The sequence below is a fragment of the Streptomyces sp. NPDC006872 genome, assembly GCF_040635845.1.
GTDB lineage: Bacteria > Actinomycetota > Actinomycetes > Streptomycetales > Streptomycetaceae > Streptomyces.
In genome coordinates this window covers 315,655-336,776 of record NZ_JBEYIL010000012.1, presented here as the reverse complement: position 1 = coordinate 336,776, position 21,122 = coordinate 315,655, and the positions used below count along the sequence as shown (strand labels likewise).

The window sequence follows — 21,122 nt, the reverse complement described above, 5'->3', positions numbered from 1 at the left end:
CCGGCCTCCGGGTTCGGGGCTCGCGCGAGCCGTCCGGTCACGGCGAGATCACCAACGCGGATTACTTATTCGTTCCAGGCCACAACCGGTCCGACCTGGGCTAGATTCGACCACCGTCGATAACAGTTCCCGTCGGCGAGGTCACAGCCCGTACACGTCAGGAGCAGCGCATGCGCAACTTCGCCCTCGCTCCCCCCACCACCTCGCCGCTGACCGCGGGGCTCGTCGACAGCGTCTTCGAGACAGCCGCCCGTACCCCCGACCTCCCGGTGCTCTCCCGTCGGCCCGCCGGCTCCGCCGACTGGGCGGAGGTGACGGCCGTCGAGCTGCGGGACGAAGTGATCGACCTGGCCAAGGGATTCGTGGCGTGCGGGATCAAACCCGGCCACCGGGTCGCGATCATGGCGCGCACCCGGTACGAGTGGACGGTGCTCTGCAACGCGCTGTGGGCGGTGGGCGCCGAGGTCGTCCCCGTGTATCCGACGTCCTCGCGCGAGCAGGTCGAGTGGATCCTGCGGGACTCGGGCTGTGTGGGCGTGGTCGTGGAGGACGAACAGAGCGTCATGACCGTGGGATCGGTGTGCGCGGCGCTGCCCGCGCTACGGCACGTCTGGCAGTTGGACGCGGGGGCGCTCGACGAGCTCACGCACCGCGGCCGGTTGGTGCCGATCACCACGATCCACTCGCTGCGCCGGATCGTGCTGCCCGACTCCACCGCGGTGATCGCCTACACCTCCGGCACCTCGGGCCGGCCGCTGGGCTGTGCGCTGAGCCACCGCAGCCTGGCCAGCCCGTGCGACACGCTCCTGGCCGGCTGGGGGCACACGGCGGCGCGCTCCGGAGAACAGGGCCGGGTCCTGGCCTTCCTGCCGTTCTCCCACGTCTACGGGCTGATGATCCAGGGCCTGTGTCTGCGCGGCGGCATCATGATGGGCCATGAGCCCGATCTGGGCGCGGAGGCGCTCTCCCAGTCGCTGCGCACGTTCCGTCCGACGTATCTGTACGCGGTCCCGTCGGTGTTCGAGAAGATCTACAAGAACTTTCTGCGGGCCGCCCAGGAGGCGGGCCGCGGCGCGCTGTTCGAGCGGGCGGCGGAGACCGCCCGGGACTTCGCGGCCGCCGTCGAACGCCAGCGGCTGGGCCGCGGCTCGGGGCCCGGACTCGACCTGCGGCTGCAGCACTCCCTGTTCGAGCGGACGGTGTACCGCAGACTCCGGGCCGCGCTGGGCGGCCGTGTCCAACGCGCCACCTCGGGCGGCTCCCCGCTCCACCGCGATCTGTCCCTGTTCTACGAGGGCATCGGCGTCTATGTGCACGACGGCTACGGTCTGACCGAGACCAGCGGCGGGATCACCATGCAGCCGCTGGGCCGCGAGAAGTCCGGCACCGTCGGACAGGCCCTGCCGGGCACGGACATCCGGGTGGCGGACGACGGGGAGATCCTGGTGCGCGGCCCGTCGGTGTTCCAGGGCTACGTCCACGACGAGACCGCGACCCGGGCCGCGATGTGGGGCGGCTGGCTGGCCACCGGCGACCTCGGCTTCCTGGACTCCGACGGCTATCTCACGATCACCGGCCGCAAGAAGGACGTCATCATCACCAGCAGCGGCAAGAGTGTGGCGCCGGCCGCGCTGGAGCAGCGGCTGCGGATGCATCCGCTCGTCCACCAGGCCGTGGTCGTGGGCGACAACCGGCCCTGTGTGGGCGCGCTGATCACGCTCGACCCCGACTTCCTCACGCACTGGCGCGGCAACCTGACCCTGCACGGCGACCCCCAGAGCCGAGAGGCGCGCGAGGAGAACGCGCTGCGGGAGGAGATCGGACGGGCGGTGGCCGCCGCCAACAGCGCGGTGTCCCGCTCGGAGTCGATCCGCGCCTTCCGGATCCTGCCGCAGCCCTTCGACCAGGCCAACGGGCTGCTGACGCCCTCGATGAAGCTGCGGCGCGACTCGATCGTGGCGCACTACGCGACGGAGATCGAGGCGATGTACCAGGCGCGGGCCCGGCTGCCCCGGCAGAGCGCTCCGGAGGAGGTGCTGAGCTGGGACGACGCGGACGACGTGTTCCGCTGAGTCGGCCCCGCGCTTAGCCTGCGAGGCCTCGGGAACCCTGAAAGGGGCGACACCGAAGAGCCGTACGAGAAAGGACGACGGTCCCGGCAGCGACGGGGCCGCACAGACGACATGGCAACCGAGCCGCGTGGTGACGACGCACTGTCCTCCTGGGCGATCCCGGACAGTACGGCCCGTTTCGCGGGCGATCCCCGGGACGTCACGGGTGCGCGGCTGGCCACCGAGGAGTTCCTGCGCGAACTGGCGCGGACCTCGCCGCCCACCACGCCGGAGTCCTGGCACGACATCGTGCTGATCGTCACCGAGCTGGCCGCCAACGCGGTCCAGTACGCGCCGGGCCCCTTCGACCTGCGGCTGCGCCCCACCTTCGACGGGGTGCACATCACGCTCCACGACACCAGCAGCACCCCGCCGACCCCGCGGCCGTTCCGTCCCGACAGCGGGGGCGGGGGCATCGGCTGGTACCTCGTGCACACGCTGTGCAGTCAGGTCAGCGTGGTGCCGAACGAGGCGGGTCGGGGGCAGGGGAAGGACGTCCACGTCTTCCTGCCGTGGTGAGGGCGCGGGCGGGCTGCCCGCTCACGCCGAGGTCGTGCCGCGCGGGGTCAGCCGACGGTAGTGGTCGCCGACGGTGGTGAGGTACGCCGGGTCTCTCGTCTCGCTGTCGGTGCGGAACCGCGGTGCCTCCTTGACCTCGTCCCCCGTGCAGGCCAGGGAGACCTTGCGGCCCGCGTGGTCGATGCCCGTCACGACGCCGACCGGGACGACGGCGCTCCTGCCGAAGAGCCAGACGCCCGTGTCGACGACCAGGTGCCGCATGCCGTGCGGACCGGCCTCGCGTTCCACATGTCCGAGGGTGCCGTCGGCCGTCACGACGGCGTAGCCGGTCAGGTCCTGCCCTTCGGCACAGCCGCTGCCCGGTGCGTACGACCAGATTCCGTCGATGGTCACGCTGCCCCCTTCTCCCGCTCACAGCTCAAATACCCTTCCGCGGCGGCCGCATTCGGGCCCGTGCCACCCGTTGCGGACACCATGGGCTGTTCAAGGCCATCGGCCGGGGGCGTATACAGGCCTTTCGGCGGGTACGACGGTGGCCTCAGGAGAAACGTTCGTCTGCATGCCTCGCCCGGCTGGCGGAACCGGCCCGGGCGCGGTGGGATCGACGAGTGGCGAAGCGCCCGGGGGCGGGGCTCGCGCAGACGTCGGGGCAGACCGCCTGGAGCCGCAGAAAGGGATGGACATCGTGACACGACCCAGGATCCTGGTGGTGGGTGCGGGCTTCGCGGGAGTGGGGTGCGTTCGGCGTCTGGAACGCAGGCTCGCCGCCGCGGAGGCCGACGTCACTCTGGTGACGCCGTACTCCTACCAGCTCTATCTGCCGCTGCTGCCACAGGTCGCCTCAGGGGTGCTGACGCCCCAGTCGATCGCTCTGTCACTGCGTCGCAGCAAGAAGTACCGCACCCGGATCATTCCGGGCGACGCCGTCGGCGTGGACCTCGAGTCGAAGGTCTGCGTCATCCGGACCATCACCGACGAGATCGTCAACGAGCCGTACGACTACATCGTGCTGGCTCCCGGCAGCGTCACCCGCACCTTCGACATCCCGGGGCTGACCGACCACGCCTTCGGGATGAAGACCCTCGCGGAGGCCGCGTACATCCGCGACCACGTCATCAGCCAGCTGGACCTCGCCGACGCCAGCCACGATCCCGCCGAGCGGGCCTCGCGGCTGCAGTTCGTGGTGGTGGGCGGCGGCTACGCCGGCACCGAGACCGCCGCCTGTCTGCAGCTGCTCACCCACAACGCGGTCAAGCGCTATCCGCGCCTGGACCAGAACCTGATCAAGTGGCATCTGATCGACATCGCCCCGAAGCTGATGCCGGAACTCGGCGACAAGCTCGGTCTCAGCGCCCAGGAGGTGCTGCGCAAGCGAGGCATCGAGATCTCACTGGGCGTGTCCATCGCCAAGGCGGGCCCGGAGGAGGTCACCTTCACCGACGGGCGGGTGATCCCGACCCGGACCCTCATCTGGACGGCGGGGGTCGTGGCGAGCCCGCTCATCGCGACGCTGGGCGCGGAGACGGTCCGCGGGCGGCTCGCCGTCGCTGCCGAGCTGAACCTGCCCGGCAGCGACGGGGTGTTCGCGCTCGGCGACGCCGCCGCCGTACCCGATGTCGCCAAGGGCGAGGAGGGCGCGGTCTGCCCGCCGACCGCGCAGCACGCGATGCGGCAGGGCAAGGTCGTCGCCGACAACGTCATCGCGACGCTGCGGGGGCAGTCGATGCGGCCGTACGTGCACAAGGACCTCGGTCTGGTCGTCGACCTCGGCGGCACCGACGCCGTCTCCAAGCCGCTCGGCATCCCGCTGCGGGGAGTGCCCGCGCAGGCCGTGGCCCGCGGCTACCACTGGGGGGCGCTGCGCACGGGCGTGGCCAAGGCGCGGGTGCTGACGAACTGGACGCTGAACGCGGTCGCGGGCGACGATTTCGTCCGCACCGGCCTCCAGGCGCGCCGGGCGGCGAACCTGAAGGACTTCGATCACACGGACCGGTATCTGACGCCCGAGCAGGTGCGGGCGCAGGTCGAGGGGAACGGCCCGGAGACCGCCTGAGGGCCGGGCGGCGGGAGACGGACGGCGGGAGAGACGGTGGGCGAGAGTACGACGGCGTGAAGGCGGCGGCGTGAGGGCGGCGGCACGGTCGTTCGGTGCACGGTGGCGGGATCGGGTCGCGGCGTCCGATCCCGGGCTGCTGCGGCTGGCGGCCGGGCTGCGGACGGTCGGCGCGATCACCTGCACGCTGGCCGTGCTCTCCCTGCTCGGCGCGGACGTCTCGCATCTGGTGGCGGGGGCGATCGCAGCGATGGTCGCCACGTTCGCCATCCGCGAGAAGCAGCGCGACCGGCAGGCCGTCACACTGGCGCTGGGCCTGCCGGTGGCGCTGGTCTCGGTGTCGCTGGCGGCGCTGCTCAGCTCCCGGGTGGTGGCCGGTGACGTCTTCTTCGTCGTCCTGATCTTCTGCGCGGTGTACGGCCGCCGGTTCGGCGACCGGGGCACGGCGCTCGGGCTGATCGCCTTCCAGGTCTACTTCATGGCGTTGTTCGTCGGCGTCGGGACGTCCGACCTGGCGGGATACCACGGGGTGCTCGCCGTCGCCTTCGCGTGCAGCGCGCTGGCCCGGTTCGTGCTGGTGCCGCAGACCCCGGCGGGGATTCTCCAGCGGCTGCGGCTGGCGTTCCGGGCGCGGCTGGCGCAGTTGCTCGACGCCCAGCTCGACCTGCTCGACGCCGGCCCGGACGACGTGGACAAGGCCCTCGCCCAGGTCCGCGAGGGCACCGCCCGGCTGCACGAGACGGCCATGATGATCCACGGCCGGCTGGAGGAGGGCACCCCGGACGAGGCGACGGCCCGGTTGGTGCAGCGCCGGATCGCCGACGCCGAGATCGCCGCCGAGCGGCTGGGTCTGCTCCTGCTGACGGCCCGCAGCGCCGAGCAGGCCGACACCCTGACCCTGCACCTGCCGGGCGCGCCCCTGCCGGAGGGCGGTCATCTCCCCGTCCGGGACCAGTCCCTCGACGCCCTGCGCCGCGATCTGGGGGCCCTGGGGCTGCTCGTACGGCATCCCGTCGAGGAAACGTCGGGCACGGCGTTGGCGCAGGTGCGCAACCGGCTGCTCGGCTACCGGGACGAGGAGAACCTGCCGCGGGCCTCGCCGTCCGTGCAGGACGTCTTCCGGGGCGTCGGCGAGACGGCGCGTGCGGTGCTGGGGCTGCGGATCGCGCTCGACGGGCCGCAGGACGAGTCCGACGACAGCCCCGAGACGTCCCGCTCCCGCGAGGAACTGGACGCGGAGGACGCCGCGATCGGCGGGGCCGAGGAGGACGATGCCACGGCGGCGGACGCCACGGGGCTGCGGCGGCCGACGACCCGGGCCGCGGTGCAGGTCGCCGTCGGGTCGTCGCTGGCCATCGTCGGCGGCGAGCTGCTCTCCTCGCACCGCTGGTACTGGGCGGTGCTGACCTGCTGGATCGTCTTCCTGAACACCGCCTCCACCGGGGAGATCCTGGTCAAGGGCTACCGCCGGCTGCTGGGCACCGTGCTCGGCGTGGTCGCGGGCATCGTGCTGGCGGGGCTGGTCGGACACCACACCTGGACGGCGTTCGCGGTGGTGCTGCTGTGTGTGTTCGCGATGTTCTACACGGCCCCGCTGTCGTACACGCTGATGTCGTTCTTCGTGACGGCCGCGCTGGGCGTGCTGTACACGCTGCTGCACACCTACAGCCTGTCGGTGCTGGTCCTGCGGATCGAGGAGACGGCGCTGGGGGCGGCCTGCGGGATCGTCGCGGCGGCGCTGGTGCTGCCGGTGCACACGGACCGGCGGACCAACGAACTGCTGGAGACCGTGCTGGACCGGCTGACCGAGGTGACGGAGCAGGCCGTCGAGCAGCTGAGCGGCGGTCCCCCGGCCGAGCTGCTGGACCGGGCCCGCGATCTGGACCAGGCGCTGGCCGATCTGCGGGCCGCCACGCAGCCCCTGACGCATCCGGTCACCCCGCTGCGGACGCGGCGGGACACGGCCCGGTACGTCGTCGCGCTGCTGGAGACCTGTGCCTATCACGCCCGCTCCCTGGCGGCCACGGCGGAGCTGCTGCCGACGCATCCCTCGATCGCGGCGGACCCGCGGCTGCGCCGGGCCGGGCAGCGCATCCTGCACAACATCGGGGCCATCGCCGCGCGCGTCGCGGACGAGCGGAGCACCGTCGGCGTGCTGACCGGGCCGAGCGTCGCCGCCCTGCTGCAGCCGGGCGGGGCGGGGACCCCGCGCTACGGCCGGGTGACCGACCGGGTGCTGCGGCACCTGCAGCGCCTGGACGAGGCGGTGGTCGGCCTCGCCCGCCCGCTCGGGGTGCGGATCGCTCCGGCACCGCCGCCGCCGAAGTGAGAACGGCCCCTGCGGTACCTGTGTCCCTGCGTCCCTGCGGTCCCGGTCGGCCTCAGAAGTCCGTGGACATACCGCTCGCCTCCGCGATGCCCCGCAGTTCCTCGGTGTCCCGGTGGCGCTGCATGATGATGCCGGCGATCTCGGCGAGACGGCCGGGGTCGGACGCGGTGACCGCGTCGGTGACCACCCGGACCGGGCCGGTGCCGTCGACGTCGATCTCCACCAGCCGGTTGTCCAGCCGGCCGGTGACCGCGGTGGCGATGACCAGGGCGGCCTCGTCGCGTATCTCCTGGGGCAGGTGTTCGGCGTCCTCCGGGTCGAGGGCGAAGTCCAGACTCTCGGGTGGCTGTTCGTCGAGAGCGCGCAGGGCGGGGGCGACGACCCTCAGCAGAAGCTGGTAGTCCTCGCTGTCCATGCGGACGCGCAGCAGGTCGAGGTACATGTCCACGGCCCGCTCGTCGCTCGGGAACTCTGATTCGTCCATCTGGACCGTGTTCCCAGGGAGCGGGACGTCAGACCTCGCGCCGTCATCGCAGAGCTTCCTGGCGTACGCGGGCACAGCTGCGGCTGATGAGCCGGGAGACGTGCATCTGGGAGATGCCCAGCCGGTCGGCGATCCTGCTCTGTGTCATGTCCTCGAAGAAGCGCATGTAGAGGATGGCGCGCTCGCGTTCCGGCAGGCGGCGCAGGCTCTCCCTGGCGGACTCGCGGTCGACCACGATGTCGTAGGAGGAGTCGGCGGCGCCGAGGGTGTCGGCGAGGCTGTAGCCGTCGTCGCCGGTCGGGACCTCGGCGTCCAGCGAGAGGGTGCTGAAACTCTCCAGGGCCTCCAGACCGGCCGTCACCTCGTCCTGAGTGAGGCCGGTGTGGGCGGCGAGTTCGGCGGGCGAGGGCTCGAGGGCGCCCGGCCGCTGGATGAGTTCCCGGCGGGCGACGCGCACCTTGTTGCGCAGTTCCTGCACGCGTCGAGGCACGCGCAGCGCCCACATGCGGTCGCGGAAGTGCCGTTTGACCTCCCCGGTGATGGTGGGCACGGCATAGCTCTCGAAGGCGCCGCGGTCGGGGTCGAAGCGGTCGACGGCCTTGACGAGTCCGAGGGCCGCCACCTGCCGCAGGTCCTCGACCGCCTCGCCGCGGTCGCGGAACCGGCCGGCGATCCGGTGCGCCATGGGTAACCATGCGGTGACGATCTCCTCGCGCACGGCGTCCCGCTCCGGCCCCGCCTCCAGGGCGACCAGCCGGACGAAGCGGCTCACGGTGTCGGGCGCGTCGTCGTGGGTGCGTCGTGACGGTGCGGTGCGTGCGGCGCGTGCGGTGCGTGCCGTATGTGCGTTGTTTGCGGTGGGACGGCTTGTCGACATGTCGATGGGCATGCGGAATCGCTCCTGAAGGGTGGTTTCAGGGACTGCCGACGGAAGGGCTCCTGCCGTCCGGGGCTCGCGCGGCCCCCGGGGCGGACCTGCTGCTCCCCTCGGCGCGCCTCCGGTCCGAAGCACGAACCTCCGTCTGCCCGGCCCCCGAAGGAGCAAACTCCGGGTGCGCGAAAGTCGCCGGTGTGGGTACGCGAAGTACATGACCGATGTCGTGGACTCGGACGAACTGCTGCGGCGCATCCAGCGGGCCAGGGCCTTCGCCCGGGAGGAACTGCAGGTCTGGCGGGGCCGTGGCGCCGACCTCGGGCAGACCGACGCCGACGGTGCGCGCGACGCACAGATGCGGACTCTCGCCTACGAGGCCGTGCTGAGGGTGCTGGACGAGATCGTGGCGCCCGGCCGAAACCGCAGGACGGAAGTGAAACCGGTCACGCGACCGGGTTAGGTATGCACGAAATCTCCGTGAATGGTTTACGGTTCACTCAGACGTGGTGAGCGGGGTCGACGCTACTCCTCCTCCGTTCGCCACCCTTTACTGCCCTGGCTGGAATCCCCCGTCCAGCCAGGGCTTTTCCATGCGCCCGTACGGAAAGTACGGTCCGTCGAGGTGCCCCGGGCGTCGGCAACGGCTGAAATGGAAGGGGAAAGCCCCCCTCCACCGATCGCCGGCGAGGAGCTCCGCGCCATGACCAAAGCGACCAAACTCCTGACCGCCCTTCCCCCGCCCCAACGTCAGCGCCTCATGGAGCTCGCCCGTGAGGTCTCCTTCGCCGACGACGCCCGGATCTTCGAGGCGGGCGGCACGGCCGACCGTTTCTGGGTCATCCGGTCCGGCGCGGTCTCGCTCGTCCAGCAGGTGACGTCCCTGCGGCGGGTGACCGTGGCCAGCCTCGGCTCCGGCGACATGCTGGGCTGGTCCTGGCTGTTCCCGCCGTACCAATGGGACTTCGGCGCCGAGGCGTTCAGCCCGGTACGCGCCTACGAGTTCCAGGCCCAGCCGGTCCTCAAGCTGTGCGAGGAGGACCCTGCGCTCGGGATGTCCCTGGTGCGGATCGTGGCCGAGATCCTCGCCCACCGGCTGGAGATGACCCGGGGCAGGCTGATGGAGCAGTACGGGACCCATGGGCGCGGGGTGATGTAGAGCCCCGGACACCCGATGCCCGGCACCCGATGCCCGACACCCGGTGTCGCGTCCGTGTCAGATGCGGTACCGGCGCAGTGCGGGCACCGCGGCCGCCAGGCCCAGCATCAGGGCGACGACCAGCAGCCCGCCGCCCGTGACGGCGGCACGGGGTCCGAAGGCCGCGCCCGCCGTGCCGTGCAGGACGTCGGCCAGGCGGGGGCCGCCCGCCACGACGACCGTGAACACGCCCTGCATCCGGCCGCGCATCTCGTCGGTGGCCGCCGACAGCAGGATCGCCCCGCGGAAGACCATGGAGACCATGTCGGCGACCCCGGCGCAGGCCAGGAACACCACGGCGAGCCACAGGCTGCCGCTCAGTCCGAAGCCCGCGATCGACACGCCCCAGGCGACGACCGCACCGATGACCATCCAGCCGTGCCGGCGCGCGCGGGAGAACGTGCCCGAGAACAGTCCGCCCAGCACGGCCCCGATGGGGATCGCCGCGAACAGCAGGCCGAGGGCGAGCCCTTCGCCGTAGGGGGCGTACGTCTCGGCGGCGAGCTGCGGGAACAGGGCGCGGGGCATGCCGAAGACCATGGCGATGACGTCGGCGAGGAAGGACAGCAGCAGGACCTTGTGCCGGGCGATGTAACGGAACCCCTCGGCGATCTCCCGCACCCCGGCGCGCCGGGCGGTCGTGGTCGCGGGCGGGGGCAGCGCGGGCAGCCGGGCCACGGCCCACAGCGTCACGCACAGCGCCACGGCGTCGAGGAGGTACAGCTCGGGCAGCCCGATGACCGGAATCAGCGCGCCCGCGAGCAGCGGGCCCGCGACCAGGCCGGTCTGCATGACGGTCGAGCCGAGGGCGTTGGCGGCGGCCAGTTCGTCCGCGGGGACCAGCCGGGCGATGGAAGCGGTGCGGGCGGGGGCGTTGAGACCGAAGAACGCCTGCTGGGTGGCGAGCAGCACCATCAGCACCACCACCGAGTCGGCCCCGGAGACCGCCTGGAGCCAGAACAGCACCGAGGTGACGGCGATGCCGCTGTTGGTGACCAGCAGCAGCTTGCGCCGGTCGACGGTGTCGGCGACCGCGCCGCCCCACAGTGCGAACAGCACCATCGGCAGGAGCCCGGCGAGGCTGGCGTAGCCGACCCAGGCGGAGGAGCCGGTGATGTCGTAGATCTGCTTGGGCACGGCGACGGCGGTGAGCTGGCTGCCGACGGCCGTGACGATGGTCGAGGACCACAGCCGCCGATAGGCCGGCCGGCGCAGGGGGCGGGTGTCCATCGCCCAGCGGCGCCAGCCGCGCCGGGGGCCGCCCGGTGGACCCGGATCGTCGTCGGCTTCGGCCTTGGACTCGGGTGCGGTGCTGCTCTCGCTGGTGTCCACGCGCTTCCTGGTTGCTCGTTACATCTTTCGACTCCGGGGGCCACTATCCCAGCACCGCCTGAGATTTCGCTTCCCTCTTGGACATGCATTCTCAGATTGCGGACATCAGGCCCCGGCGATGAGCAGCACGCCGAGGGCGATCATCGTGGCGGCGACCAGACCGTCCAGGACGCGCCAGGCGGCGGGGCGGGTCAGGAAACGGCCGAGCAGCCGGGCCCCGAAGCCCAGCGCGGCGAACCAGCAGACGCTGGCGAACGCGGCGCCGAGACCGAAGGTCCAGCGCAGCGGGCCGCGGTCGGCGGCGACGGAGCCGAGCAGGAAGACGGTGTCGAGGTAGACGTGCGGGTTGAGCCAGGTCAGCGCCAGACAGGTCAGCACGGCCCGGCGCAGCGATCCCGTCCCCTCGCCCTCCGCCGCCAGGGCGCCCACCGGCCGGAACACCCGCCGGGCCGCCAGTGCCCCGTAGCCGAGCAGGAACAGTCCCCCGATCCAGCCGACGACGGTCAGCGCGTCCGGCCAGGCGACCACCAGCGCTCCCACCCCGCCCACACCGAGGGCGATGAGAAGGGCGTCGGACAGGGCGCAGATCCCGACCACGGCGAGGACGGCGTCCCGGCGGATCCCCTGCCGCAGGACGAAGGCGTTCTGGGCGCCGATGGCGACGATGAGCGACAGACCGGTGCCGAATCCGGCGGCAGCGGCGGCGAGAGCGTTGGACATGACGTCCACGCTAGGGAAGCGATCACAGGGAGTACAGCTAAAGATTTTTACGTATCATTAGCGTTCGTGATGATCGGATGATGACCGACCTCCCGCTGGACCAGGTGCGGACACTGCTCGCCGTGGTGGACGAGGGCACCTTCGACGCGGCCGCCGCCGCGCTGCATGTGACGCCGTCGGCGGTCAGCCAGCGCGTCAAGGCGCTGGAGCAGCGAACGGGCCGGGTCCTGCTGCTGCGCACCAAGCCGGTCCGGGCCACGGAGTCCGGCGAGATCGTCGTGCGGTTCGCCCGCCAGCTGGCCCGGCTGGAGCGCGACACGCGGTCCGAGCTGGGTATGAGTGGCGAGGACGAGCCGACGCGGGTGACGGTCGCGGTGAACGCGGACTCGCTCGCCACCTGGTTCCTGCCGGCCCTCATGCGGGTGGCGCAGGAACCGCGGCTCTGCTTCGAACTGCACCGCGAGGACGAGACACGCACGGCGGAACTCCTGCGGGAGGGTCGGGTGATGGCCGCGGTGACCTCGTCGCCCGACCCGGTCACCGGCTGTACCGTGCGCCCCCTGGGAACCATGCGCTACCAGGCCGCCGCGAGCCCGGACTTCGTGGACCGCCATCTCACCGACGGTCCGCTCCACGAGACGCTGGCCCGGGCGCCCGTGATGACGTTGGACCGCAGCGACGACCTCCAGGACGCGTTCGTCCGCCGACTGCGGCACGGCGCGGGCGGCGCGAGCCCGGCCCGACACGCCGTGCCGACCTCGGAGGGCTTTGTGACGGCGGTCGCCGCCGGGTTCGGCTGGGGCATGGTGCCCGAGGCGCAGGCGGAAGCCCTGCTGCGCTCCGGCCGACTGGTCTCCCTCGCCCCCGACCGGCCCCTGGACATCCCGCTGTACTGGCAGCAGTGGAAGCTCGACTCGCCCGCACTGGCGGCCGTGGCGCAGGCGGTGACGGCGACCGCGGCCCAGTCCCTCAGGCCCTGACCCAGACCCTCAAGCAGGCCCCGACCCGAACCCTCAGGCCCTGACCCGGGCCAGCGTCTGCTCCGCGCTGTCCAGCAGCATCTCCAGCGCCGTGGGATAGGCGCTGGTCACCATGCGGGACGCCAGCAGTGGGGCCGCCTCCGCGATGCGCGGGTGCGTCTCGGCCGGCAGCCGCGCGTACGTCGAGCGCCACATCGCGTCGTCGGCGCGCTGCGCGGCCCGGGGCAGCGCCAGGGAGGCCGCGTCCAGGGCGGCGAAGGCCAGGGTCTGGTCGATGAAGGCGTGGTAGATCCGCACGGTCTCCGGCAGCGGGAACCCGGCGGTGCGCAGCACCTCCAGGACGGCCTCGTCGACGGCGAGTTCGTTGGCCCGGCCGGTCACCCGGCTCGCGGTGAGCTGGGCGGCCTGCGGATGGGCGACGTAGGCGGCGTGGATGCGCAGCCCGATGGCGTGCAGGTCCGGCCGCCACTCCCCCGCCGACCGCCAGCCGCGCAGCGCCTCGCCGATGAGCGCGTCGCCGATGGCGAGGGTCAGCTCGTCCATCCCCCGGAAGTACCGGTACAGGGTGCTGGGGTCGCAGTCCAGGGCAAGGCCGAGCCGGCGGGCGCTGAGGCCGGTGCTGCCGTGTTCGCGCAGCAGGCGCAGCGCGGTCTCGACGATTGTCCGCTCGGACAGCACGACACCGCCCTTGGTGGGCCGACGCCGACGCCGCTTCTCCTCGGGCACGACCGGTTTCGCCACGGCCCCTCCTCGCCTCTCGCCCCCGCGCGCTTATGCCAACACCATTGACCTTAAGCGAACGCCGGGCGTTGTATCTCCCGTAGGGCCCCCTTTTGCACCTTGCTCCGCACCCTTTACGTTCGCAGTCTCAGCCGAGGGAGTTCTCGTCATGCGTGTCCTGCTCGTGGGCGCCGGCGGTGTGGGTACCGCCATCACCCGGATCGCCGCCCGGCGTCCGTTCTTCGAGGCGATGGTGGTCGCCGACCACGACCCCGCCCGGGCCACGGCCGCCGTCGCCGCACTCGACGGCGACGACCGGTTCCACGCCGAGCGCGTGGACGCCGCCGACCGGACGGCCGTGGCCGCCCTGCTCGCCAAGCACCGCTGCGACGTCCTGCTCAACGCCACCGACCCGCGGTTCGTGATGCCCCTGTTCCACGCGGCACGCGCCGCCGGGGCCACCTATGTCGACATGGCGATGTCGTTGTCGCGACCGCACCCCGATCGGCCCTACGAGGAGTGCGGGGTCAGGCTCGGCGACGCGCAGTTCGCCGAGGCCGACGACTGGGCCGAGGCCGGCGCTCTGGCCCTGGTCGGCATGGGGGTCGAGCCGGGCCTGTCGGACGTCTTCGCCCGGTACGCGGCCGACGAACTCTTCGACGAGATCGAGGAGATCGGCATCCGCGACGGCGCGAACCTCACCGTCGAGGGCCATGACTTCGCGCCCTCCTTCAGCATCTGGACCACGATCGAGGAGTGCCTGAACCCTCCGGTGGTCTACGAGGCCGACCGCGGCTGGTTCACCACCGCGCCCTTCAGCGAGCCCGAGGTGTTCGACTTCCCCGAGGGCATCGGCCCGGTGGAGTGCGTGAACGTCGAGCACGAGGAGGTGCTGCTCGTGCCGCGCTGGGTGAAGGCGCGCCGGGTCACCTTCAAGTACGGCCTGGGCCGCGAGTTCGTCGACACGCTGAAGACGCTGCACCAGCTGGGGCTGGACCGGACCGCGCCGGTGACCGTGCCGAGCGCGCAGGGGCCGGTCGAGGTCTCGCCCCGGGACGTGGTGGCCGCCTGTCTGCCCGACCCGGCGACCCTGGGCGCGCTCATGCACGGCAAGACCTGCGCCGGCACCTGGGTGCGGGGCGTCAAGGACGGTGCGCCGCGCGAGGTGTACCTGTACCACGTGGTCGACAACCAGTGGTCGATGACCGAGTACGGCAGCCAGGCCGTGGTGTGGCAGACGGCCGTCAACCCGGTGGTCGCCCTCGAACTGCTCGCCACGGGCGCGTGGTCCGGGGCGGGCGTCCTCGGGCCCGAGGCGTTCCCGGCCCGTCCGTTCCTCGACCTGCTGACGGCGTACGGCTCCCCGTGGGGCCTGCGGGAGCAGTGAGCGCCGCCGCGGGCCTCCCGTCTCAGCTGTCGCCGGGCGGCGGCGCGGCGGGCAGTCTCAGGGTGAAGACGCTGCCCGCGCCCGGGGTGCTGGCCGCTTCCACCGTGCCGCCGTGGGCGGCCGTCAGCTGACGGACGATCGGCAGGCCGAGGCCACTGCCGCCGGTGCGCCGGCTGCGCGACTTCTCCGCTCGCCAGAACCGCTCGAAGACGTGCGGCAGATCCTCCGGGGCGATGCCCGAGCCGGTGTCGGCGACCTCCAGGACGACCTCCTCGCCGTCGCCCCGGGCGGTCAGGGTGACCGTCCCGTCCGCCGGGGTGTGGCGTACGGCGTTGGCGACCAGGTTGCCGAGCACCTGCCGCAGCCGCAGCGGGTCGGCGTCCAGCCAGGGGTCGCCGTCGGTCTCGGTGCGCAGGGCGACTCCGGCCGTGTCGGCGGCGACCCGGTGGGCCGCGGCGACCTGGGCGAGCAGGTCGTCGGCGGGCACCGGTTCACGGTGCAGGAGCAGGGTGCCCGCGTCGGCGGCGGCGAGATCGCGCAGGTCGTCGATGACGCGCTGGAGGACCAGGGCCTCGTCGTGCAGGGCGCCGAGCAGTTCGGCGTCGGGTTCGACGAGGCCGTCGCGGGTGACCTCCAGCCAGCCGCGGATATTGGTGAGCGGACTGCGCAGTTCGTGGGCCACGTCGCTGACCAGGGCCTTGCGCTGGGCTTCCAGTCGCTCCCGGCGCTCGGCGAGGTCGTTGAACGCCTCCGCGAGGATCCCGGTCTCGTCGCGTGTCGTGACGGGTACGCGCGCGTGCCGGTCCGGCGGCTGCTGTGCGGCTTCGGTGAGGGCGCGCAGGGGCCGGACCAGACGGGTGGCGACGACGGCGCTCACGGCGACGGTGACGGCCAGCACCAGGCCTGCCGCGCCGACGACCTTCGCCTTGTTGTCCGAGGACAGGTTCCAGCGGGGCCCTCCGCCGCTGTCCCCGCCCCCGAGGAACAGTTCGGCGGGCGGGGCCACATAGGGGTCGAGCTGGGCGCGGCGGGCCTCCTCCAGGCAGGTCTGGGCCGCGCGCAGGGCGGTTTTGCCGCCGACCACGTCTCCGTACATGGGCGCCGGGGTCGCGTCCCCGCCGGGCAGGCCGGTGAGGCCGGGGCTGGTGTCGAAGGCCACCGGGGTGTCGGGATCCACGCCCACCCGGACCAGACAGCCGCCGGCCTGCTTCTGCAGCGCGGCCACCGCCTTCACCTCGGTGGGCGTCAGGGTGTTGAGTCGTCCGTCGGCGCACTGCTCGGGCACATAGCCGGAGAGCACACCGCCGTCCGTGTCCGTGAGGACGGAACGGCCGCTCGGGGTCCTGGTGAGGGTCGTGTCGACGCCGTACCGGGTGAAGCAGGCCTGCCGGACACGGGCGACCTTGTCCAGTTTCGTGCGTTCGACCGCGGTGAGCCGGTAGGGGCCCACCGCCCGCGGGTCGATGCCGCCGAGCTGGGCGCCGGACTCGCTGTAGGTGTCGGTGTGCAGCGGGTCGACGGTGGCGGCGGCGCGCGGCGGGAGAGAGGTGCCGCGTGGTGCGGAGTCGGCGAGGAGTGCGCCGTCGGCGGCGGTCAGGGCGATGCGCCGGCCGGTCCCCGCGGACAGCTCGCGGACGACGGCCTGGACGCCCGTCCACTCCGGGTGGGTGGCCGCGTAGCCGCTCAGCCGCGCGAGGATGTCCATGTCGTCGGCGAGTGCCTGGCCCTGTTCCTGCCGCAGCGCGCGGGTGGTGGTGGCGACCGCCAGCCATGCGGTGGCGGCCACCGAGCACACGGCGATCAGGACCGACGCGCTCAGCAGCCGGACCAGCAGACGCTTGCGCAGCGGTATGCGGGCGCGCTTCACGCGCGGCCCCCGCTGAGCTTGTAGCCGACGCCGAACACGGTCAGCAGCCGCACGGGTCTGCGCGGGTCGGCCTCGATCTTCCGGCGCAGGTTCATGATGTGCACGTCCACGGCCCGTTCGGTGGAGGCGCGGTCGAAGCCCCGGGTGCACTGCAGCAACTGCCGTCGGGAGAAGACCCGTTCGGGTTCGGAGGCCATCGCCAGCAGGATCTGGAACTCGGCCGGGGTGCAGTCCACCGGCTCGCCGTCGCACCGCACCTCGTGCCGCTCCGGATCGACGGCGAGCCCCGCCGCCCGTACGACGGGATCGTCGCGTCGCTCACCGTCGGCCCGTCCGCTGCGGCGCAGGACGGTACGGATCCGGGCCATCAGCTCACGCGGACTGTACGGCTTGGTCATGTAGTCGTCGGCGCCCAGTTCCAGACCGAGCAGCACATCGTCCTCGGCGGCGCGGGCGGTCAGCATCAGCACCGGGACGTCGTCGCCCCGGCGCAGCACCCGGCACACGCCGAACCCGTCGATGACCGGCAGCATGAGGTCGAGGACGACTAGGTCCGGGCGGTCCCGCCGGACCGCGTCCAGCGCGGCCGAGCCGTCGTGCACGACCGTGGCGGTGTGGCCCTCGGCGAGCAGCGAGCGGCGGATGAGTTCGGCCTGCATCGCGTCGTCCTCGGCGACCAGTACATGAGCGCACACGCGACAACTCCGTTTTCTCAGCGGGCCGGACAGGCATGGTCGCCCATGACGACCACCGGGTGCCGCGCGGGGTCGAGGACGCGCAGCAGTTCCCTCGGCGCGGCACGGGGTCGGTGCGTGATCATGGATCGACGATGACCGACGGGTGTTTGGAACTTGTCAGGTTCCGGGGCCGGTTCGGACACCGGCCCACTTGGACAGCGGACCGGGCCTACGGCGTGTCGGGCTTGCCCTGACCGTAGAGCCAGGTCTGGAACAGGGCGCCGAGATCGTGCCCCGACTCCCGTTCCGCGAGGCGCTCGAACTGGGCGGTGGTGCCGTTGCCGTGGCGGTGTGCGGTCGCCCAGGCGCGCAGGATGCGGAAGAAGGCGCGGTCTCCGACGGCGGTGCGCAGGATGTGCAGGGTCATGGCGCCGCGGGCGTAGACGGGGGTGCCGAAGATGTTCGCGCCGCTGCCGGGGTCGCCGGGCGGGAACTCCCACAGGCCGTCGTCCGCGGGCGTGGCGTACAGGCCGTCGAAGGTCTGCTGGGCGCTGTCGCCGCCGTGCTGTTCGGCGTAGAGCCACTCCGCGTAGGTGGCGAAGCCCTCGTTGAGCCAGATGTCCTTCCAGGAGGTGAGGGAGACGGAGTCGCCGAACCACTGGTGGGCGCTCTCGTGGACCAGGGTGCTCAGGTCGGGAGCGCGGTCGTACACGGGCCGCGTCTGGGTCTCCAGGGCGTAGCCGACGTTCGGGGCCCGGTCGACGATGGAGCCGGCGGCGCGGAACGGGTAGGGCCCGAACAGTCTGCTCTCCCACTCCAGCACGGACGGCAGTCGCTCGAGGACGGGCGTCGCGGCGGCGGCCTCGCGCGGGTCGACGGCGTCGTACACCTTGAGGCCGTCGCGGGTCGTGTACTGCCTGACCTGGAACTTCCCCACGGTCGCGGTGGCGAGGTAGGCGGCCATGGGTTCCGTCTGCCGCCAGCGGAAGGTGGTCCGGCCGTTCTTCGTGCGCTGTCCGAGCAGGACGCCGTTGGCCACGGCGGTGCGGTCCTCGGGGACGGTGATCGTGAAGTCGTAGGAGGACTTGTCGAGGGGATGGTTGTTGGCGGGGAACCAGGTCATCGCGCCCTGTGGTTCGCCGGCGACGAAGGCCCCGTCGTCGGTGGGGATCCAGCCGTCGAGGGAGCCGTCGGGGTCGGTGACCGGGCCGGGGGTGCCGTTGTAGGCGACGGTGACGCGGAATTCCTCGCCCTTGCGCAGGGCGCGCTCGGGGGTGACGACGAGTTCCTGGCCGTCGCGCCGGTAGGCGGCCTTGGTGTGGTCGACGGTGAGGCCGGTGATCTTCAGCCCGTGGAAGTCGAGGTCGAAGCGGGTGAGCCGCTGGGTGGCGCGGGCCGTGAGGACCGCCTTGCCGTCGAGGTGACGGCCGGCCGGGTCGTAACGGAGGGTCAGGTCGTAGTGGGCCACGTGGTAGCCGCCGTTGCCGGCGAGCGGGAAGTACGGGTCGCCGACTCCGGAGGCGCCCGTCGGGCCGGCGGCGGTGGCGGGTCCGGCGGCCGTGAGCAGCGCCGCCACGGCGACGGGGACGGTGGCGGCGACGGCTCGGCGGCCGAGGAGGGGGGTGGCGCCTCTGCGGGGGTGTGTCACGTGCGCTCCTGGGGGGGGTGGCGTGTGATCAAACGTCCTCAGACTAGGGATCGCAGGGACTGGACGCCCCGGATTTCCCCCTCGTTCAGGTCAAGCCGAGCGGTGTCGAGGGGCGTCCGGGACATACGCTCGACACGACCCGCCAACCAGAGGACGGCCCGCCCATGAGTGTCCGCGTGCGTCGCGTCTACGATCCGCCCGAGCCCGGGGACGGCGTGCGGGTCCTCGTCGACCGGCTGTGGCCGCGCGGCCTCGCCAAGGACCGGGCCAGGATCGACGAGTGGCCCAAGGCGATGACCCCCTCGACCGGGCTGCGCCGTTGGTACCACGCGGGCGAGGGGTCGTACGAGGAGTTCGCGCGCCGCTACGAGGCGGAGCTGGCCGCCCCGGAGGCGGCCGAACTGCTCGAACGGGTACGGGAGTCGGCAGCCAAGGGGCCGGTGACGCTGCTGACCTCCGCGAAGTCCCCGGAGCAGAGCCATACGGCGGTGCTGGTCCGCCTGTTGGAGGCGGACCAGCACTGAGAGCTCGATGCGTCCGCCGTCAGCCCGTCTGCTCGGCAGCCGCCCGTCCGGCGGCCCGCCCGGAGAAGAGGCAGCCGCCGAGGAAGGTGCCTTCGAGCGCGTTGTAGCCGTGGACGCCGCCGCCGCCGAAGCCGGCGACCTCGCCCGCCGCGTACAGCCCCTCGACCGGCTGCCCGTCGGCGCCGAGAGCACGCGAGTCGAGGTCGGTCTGGATGCCGCCGAGGGTCTTGCGGGTCAGGATGTGCAGCTTGACCGCGATCAGCGGACCGGCCTCGGGGTCGAGGACACGGTGCGGGGTGGCCACGCGGCCGAGCCGGTCGCCGATGTAGCGGCGGGCGTTGCGGATGCCCTGGACCTGGGAGTCCTTGCTGTACGGGTTGGCGATCTGGAGGTCACGGGCCTCGATCTGCCGGCGCAGTTCGGCCACGTCGAGCAGTGCCTTGTCGGTCAGCCCGTTCATCTTCTCGACGAGCTTGTCGAGGGTGTCGGCGACGACGAAGTCCGCGCCGTGGTCGAGGAACGCCTGCACCGGCGCCGGGGCGCCCTTGCCGAGCAGCCGCTCGCGCAGCACGGCCTTGCGGTCCTTGGCGGTGATCTCGGGGTTCTGCTCGGAGCCCGACAGCAGGAACTCCTTCTCGACGATCTTCCGCGTGAGGATGAACCAGGAGTGGTCGTGCCCGGCGATGTCCTCGGTGGTCCGCAGGTACTTGAGCGTGCCGAGGGTGTCGTAGGAGGGCAGGCACGGGTCGGGCAGGCGGCGGCCGAGGGCGTCGAACCACAACGAGGACGGGCCGGCGAGGATGCGGATGCCGTGGCCGGGCCAGATCGGGTCCCAGTTCTGCAGGCCCTCGGTGTAGTGCCACATCCGGTCGCGGTTGACCAGCCGGACACCGGCCTCGGCGCTGATGTCGAGCATGCGGCCGTCGACGTAGGCGGGCACGCCGGTGACCATCTCGGCGGGCGGGGTGCCGAGCCGCTCGGGCCAGTAGCGGCGCACGATCTCGTGGTTGGCGCCGATGCCGCCGCTGGTGACGACCACGGCCTGGGCGGCGAGCTCGAAGTCGCCGATCCGGTCGCGGTTGGAGGCGACCCCGCGCGCGGAGTCGTCGGGGGCGAGGACCGTGCCGCGTACGCCGCGGGCGGCGCCGTCCTCGATGACCAGCTCGTCCACCTGATGGCGGTGGTAGAAGGTCAGCAGCCCGTCCTTGGCCGCCTGCTTGGCGTAGCGGACGAACGGCTCGACCACGCCCGTGCCGGTGCCCCAGGCGACGTGGAAGCGGGGCACGGAGTTGCCGTGTCCGTCGGCGCGCAGATCGCCGCGCTCGGCCCAGCCGACGGTCGGCACGAAGGAGATCCCGTGCCCGGCGAGCCAGGTCCGCTTCTCCCCCGCCGCCCACTCGACGTAGGCCCGCGCCCAGCGCACCGCCCAGGAGTCCTCGTCCTCGGTCCGGTCGAACTGCGCGCTGCCCTGCCAGTCGCTCCAGGCGAGGTCGAAGGAGTCCTTGACGCCGAGGCGGCGCTGCTCCGGGGAGTCGACGAGGAAGAGCCCGCCGAAGGACCAGAACGCCTGGCCGCCGAGGTTGGCGGCGTTCTCCTGGTCGACCAGGGCGACCCGCCGGCCCCTGCTGGTGAGTTCGTGCGCCGCGACCAGGCCGGCGAGGCCCGCTCCGACGACGATGACGTCCGCGTCCATGGCGACCGT

At 72.3% G+C, this 21,122-nt stretch carries 19 protein-coding genes; 9 read left to right on the top strand and 10 right to left on the bottom strand.

Annotated elements, in window-relative coordinates; all coding sequences use genetic code 11:
* Window positions 1–170 precede the first annotated feature (170 nt).
* Window positions 171–2,072, top strand: a complete 1,902-nt coding sequence (locus ABZ725_RS33325; protein ID WP_358806204.1) for an AMP-dependent synthetase/ligase — start codon at window positions 171–173, stop codon at window positions 2,070–2,072.
* A 111-nt stretch (window positions 2,073–2,183) separates the two neighbouring features.
* Window positions 2,184–2,630, top strand: a complete 447-nt coding sequence (locus ABZ725_RS33320; protein WP_358806203.1) for an ATP-binding protein — start codon at window positions 2,184–2,186, stop codon at window positions 2,628–2,630.
* Window positions 2,631–2,651: 21 nt separating this feature from the next.
* Here the strand turns inward: ABZ725_RS33320 and ABZ725_RS33315 are convergent, their stop codons facing one another.
* On the bottom strand, window positions 2,652–3,023 hold the full coding sequence (locus ABZ725_RS33315) for a PRC-barrel domain containing protein (RefSeq protein WP_358806202.1): 372 nt from the start codon (window positions 3,021–3,023) through the stop codon (window positions 2,652–2,654).
* Window positions 3,024–3,306: 283 nt separating this feature from the next.
* On the opposite strand from ABZ725_RS33315, the gene ABZ725_RS33310 reads away from it, so the two are divergent.
* Together ABZ725_RS33310 and ABZ725_RS33305 are read left to right on the top strand one after the other, a co-directional pair.
* Entirely contained in the window at window positions 3,307–4,683 is a 1,377-nt protein-coding gene (locus ABZ725_RS33310; RefSeq protein ID WP_358806201.1) for an NAD(P)/FAD-dependent oxidoreductase, read from the top strand.
* A 70-nt stretch (window positions 4,684–4,753) separates the two neighbouring features.
* Complete coding sequence (locus ABZ725_RS33305) at window positions 4,754–7,012, top strand: FUSC family protein (RefSeq protein WP_358806200.1); 2,259 nt, start codon at window positions 4,754–4,756, stop codon at window positions 7,010–7,012.
* 52 nt (window positions 7,013–7,064) lie between these two features.
* On the opposite strand, the gene ABZ725_RS33300 is transcribed toward ABZ725_RS33305, so the two are convergent.
* On the bottom strand, window positions 7,065–7,496 hold the full coding sequence (locus tag ABZ725_RS33300) for a hypothetical protein (protein ID WP_358806199.1): 432 nt from the start codon (window positions 7,494–7,496) through the stop codon (window positions 7,065–7,067).
* A 43-nt stretch (window positions 7,497–7,539) separates the two neighbouring features.
* Window positions 7,540–8,385 carry a SigB/SigF/SigG family RNA polymerase sigma factor gene (locus ABZ725_RS33295; protein WP_358806198.1) on the bottom strand — a complete coding sequence of 282 codons (846 nt, stop codon included), beginning with the start codon at window positions 8,383–8,385 and terminating at the stop codon, window positions 7,540–7,542.
* 199 nt (window positions 8,386–8,584) lie between these two features.
* Here ABZ725_RS33295 and ABZ725_RS33290 point away from each other — a divergent pair, with 199 nt between their 5' ends.
* Together ABZ725_RS33290 and ABZ725_RS33285 are read left to right on the top strand one after the other, a co-directional pair.
* The gene (locus ABZ725_RS33290) at window positions 8,585–8,830 is read left to right on the top strand and encodes a hypothetical protein (RefSeq protein WP_358806197.1); all 246 of its coding nucleotides are present in this window, start codon (window positions 8,585–8,587) and stop codon (window positions 8,828–8,830) included.
* Window positions 8,831–9,070: 240 nt separating this feature from the next.
* Window positions 9,071–9,526 carry a cyclic nucleotide-binding domain-containing protein gene (locus ABZ725_RS33285; RefSeq protein ID WP_351909696.1) on the top strand — a complete coding sequence of 152 codons (456 nt, stop codon included), beginning with the start codon at window positions 9,071–9,073 and terminating at the stop codon, window positions 9,524–9,526.
* Between the two features lie 57 nt (window positions 9,527–9,583).
* Here the strand turns inward: ABZ725_RS33285 and ABZ725_RS33280 are convergent, their stop codons facing one another.
* Window positions 9,584–10,897, bottom strand: coding sequence for an MFS transporter (locus ABZ725_RS33280; RefSeq protein WP_358806196.1), 1,314 nt, complete (start codon window positions 10,895–10,897; stop codon window positions 9,584–9,586).
* 105 nt (window positions 10,898–11,002) lie between these two features.
* Window positions 11,003–11,617 (bottom strand): LysE/ArgO family amino acid transporter, encoded by a 615-nt coding sequence (locus ABZ725_RS33275; RefSeq protein ID WP_358806195.1) that lies wholly within the window; start codon window positions 11,615–11,617, stop codon window positions 11,003–11,005.
* Window positions 11,618–11,694: 77 nt separating this feature from the next.
* Here ABZ725_RS33275 and ABZ725_RS33270 point away from each other — a divergent pair, with 77 nt between their 5' ends.
* Window positions 11,695–12,597, top strand: a complete 903-nt coding sequence (locus ABZ725_RS33270) for a LysR family transcriptional regulator ArgP (protein ID WP_358806194.1) — start codon at window positions 11,695–11,697, stop codon at window positions 12,595–12,597.
* Window positions 12,598–12,630: 33 nt separating this feature from the next.
* Here the strand turns inward: ABZ725_RS33270 and ABZ725_RS33265 are convergent, their stop codons facing one another.
* Window positions 12,631–13,338 carry a TetR/AcrR family transcriptional regulator gene (locus ABZ725_RS33265; protein ID WP_358806193.1) on the bottom strand — a complete coding sequence of 236 codons (708 nt, stop codon included), beginning with the start codon at window positions 13,336–13,338 and terminating at the stop codon, window positions 12,631–12,633.
* Window positions 13,339–13,486: 148 nt separating this feature from the next.
* Between ABZ725_RS33265 and ABZ725_RS33260 the strand changes: the two genes are divergently transcribed.
* Window positions 13,487–14,704, top strand: a complete 1,218-nt coding sequence (locus tag ABZ725_RS33260) for a saccharopine dehydrogenase C-terminal domain-containing protein (protein WP_358806192.1) — start codon at window positions 13,487–13,489, stop codon at window positions 14,702–14,704.
* A 22-nt stretch (window positions 14,705–14,726) separates the two neighbouring features.
* Here ABZ725_RS33260 and ABZ725_RS33255 read toward each other — a convergent pair whose 3' ends face one another.
* The 3 genes from ABZ725_RS33255 to ABZ725_RS33245 form a co-directional block, all read right to left on the bottom strand.
* Window positions 14,727–16,571: a HAMP domain-containing sensor histidine kinase gene (locus ABZ725_RS33255; protein ID WP_358806191.1), complete on the bottom strand. Its 1,845-nt coding sequence runs from the start codon at window positions 16,569–16,571 to the stop codon at window positions 14,727–14,729.
* Entirely contained in the window at window positions 16,568–17,266 is a 699-nt protein-coding gene (locus ABZ725_RS33250) for a response regulator transcription factor (protein ID WP_351909710.1), read from the bottom strand. Before ABZ725_RS33250 ends, ABZ725_RS33255 begins: the two co-directional genes overlap by 4 nt.
* 211 nt (window positions 17,267–17,477) lie before the next feature.
* Window positions 17,478–18,896, bottom strand: coding sequence for a M1 family metallopeptidase (locus ABZ725_RS33245; RefSeq protein WP_358806190.1), 1,419 nt, complete (start codon window positions 18,894–18,896; stop codon window positions 17,478–17,480).
* A gap of 164 nt (window positions 18,897–19,060) precedes the next feature.
* Here ABZ725_RS33245 and ABZ725_RS33240 point away from each other — a divergent pair, with 164 nt between their 5' ends.
* Window positions 19,061–19,420, top strand: coding sequence for a DUF488 family protein (locus ABZ725_RS33240; protein WP_358806189.1), 360 nt, complete (start codon window positions 19,061–19,063; stop codon window positions 19,418–19,420).
* 19 nt (window positions 19,421–19,439) lie between these two features.
* Here the strand turns inward: ABZ725_RS33240 and ABZ725_RS33235 are convergent, their stop codons facing one another.
* Entirely contained in the window at window positions 19,440–21,113 is a 1,674-nt protein-coding gene (locus ABZ725_RS33235) for an FAD-binding dehydrogenase (RefSeq protein WP_358806226.1), read from the bottom strand.
* Between the last annotated feature and the right edge of the window lie 9 nt (window positions 21,114–21,122).

What these genes read in the sequence shown, in the direction of transcription:
- ABZ725_RS33310 (WP_358806201.1), top strand. Translation starts at nt 3,307, where the DNA reads ATGGACATCGTGACACGACCCAGGATCCTGGTGGTGGGTGCGGGCTTC.
- ABZ725_RS33320 (WP_358806203.1), top strand. Translation starts at nt 2,184, where the DNA reads ATGGCAACCGAGCCGCGTGGTGACGACGCACTGTCCTCCTGGGCGATC.
- ABZ725_RS33240 (WP_358806189.1), top strand. Translation starts at nt 19,061, where the DNA reads ATGAGTGTCCGCGTGCGTCGCGTCTACGATCCGCCCGAGCCCGGGGAC.
- ABZ725_RS33235 (WP_358806226.1), bottom strand. Translation starts at nt 21,113, where the DNA reads ATGGACGCGGACGTCATCGTCGTCGGAGCGGGCCTCGCCGGCCTGGTC.
- ABZ725_RS33270 (WP_358806194.1), top strand. Translation starts at nt 11,695, where the DNA reads ATGATGACCGACCTCCCGCTGGACCAGGTGCGGACACTGCTCGCCGTG.
- ABZ725_RS33325 (WP_358806204.1), top strand. Translation starts at nt 171, where the DNA reads ATGCGCAACTTCGCCCTCGCTCCCCCCACCACCTCGCCGCTGACCGCG.
- ABZ725_RS33275 (WP_358806195.1), bottom strand. Translation starts at nt 11,617, where the DNA reads ATGTCCAACGCTCTCGCCGCCGCTGCCGCCGGATTCGGCACCGGTCTG.
- ABZ725_RS33260 (WP_358806192.1), top strand. Translation starts at nt 13,487, where the DNA reads ATGCGTGTCCTGCTCGTGGGCGCCGGCGGTGTGGGTACCGCCATCACC.
- ABZ725_RS33290 (WP_358806197.1), top strand. Translation starts at nt 8,585, where the DNA reads ATGACCGATGTCGTGGACTCGGACGAACTGCTGCGGCGCATCCAGCGG.
- ABZ725_RS33285 (WP_351909696.1), top strand. Translation starts at nt 9,071, where the DNA reads ATGACCAAAGCGACCAAACTCCTGACCGCCCTTCCCCCGCCCCAACGT.
- ABZ725_RS33295 (WP_358806198.1), bottom strand. Translation starts at nt 8,385, where the DNA reads ATGCCCATCGACATGTCGACAAGCCGTCCCACCGCAAACAACGCACAT.
- ABZ725_RS33300 (WP_358806199.1), bottom strand. Translation starts at nt 7,496, where the DNA reads ATGGACGAATCAGAGTTCCCGAGCGACGAGCGGGCCGTGGACATGTAC.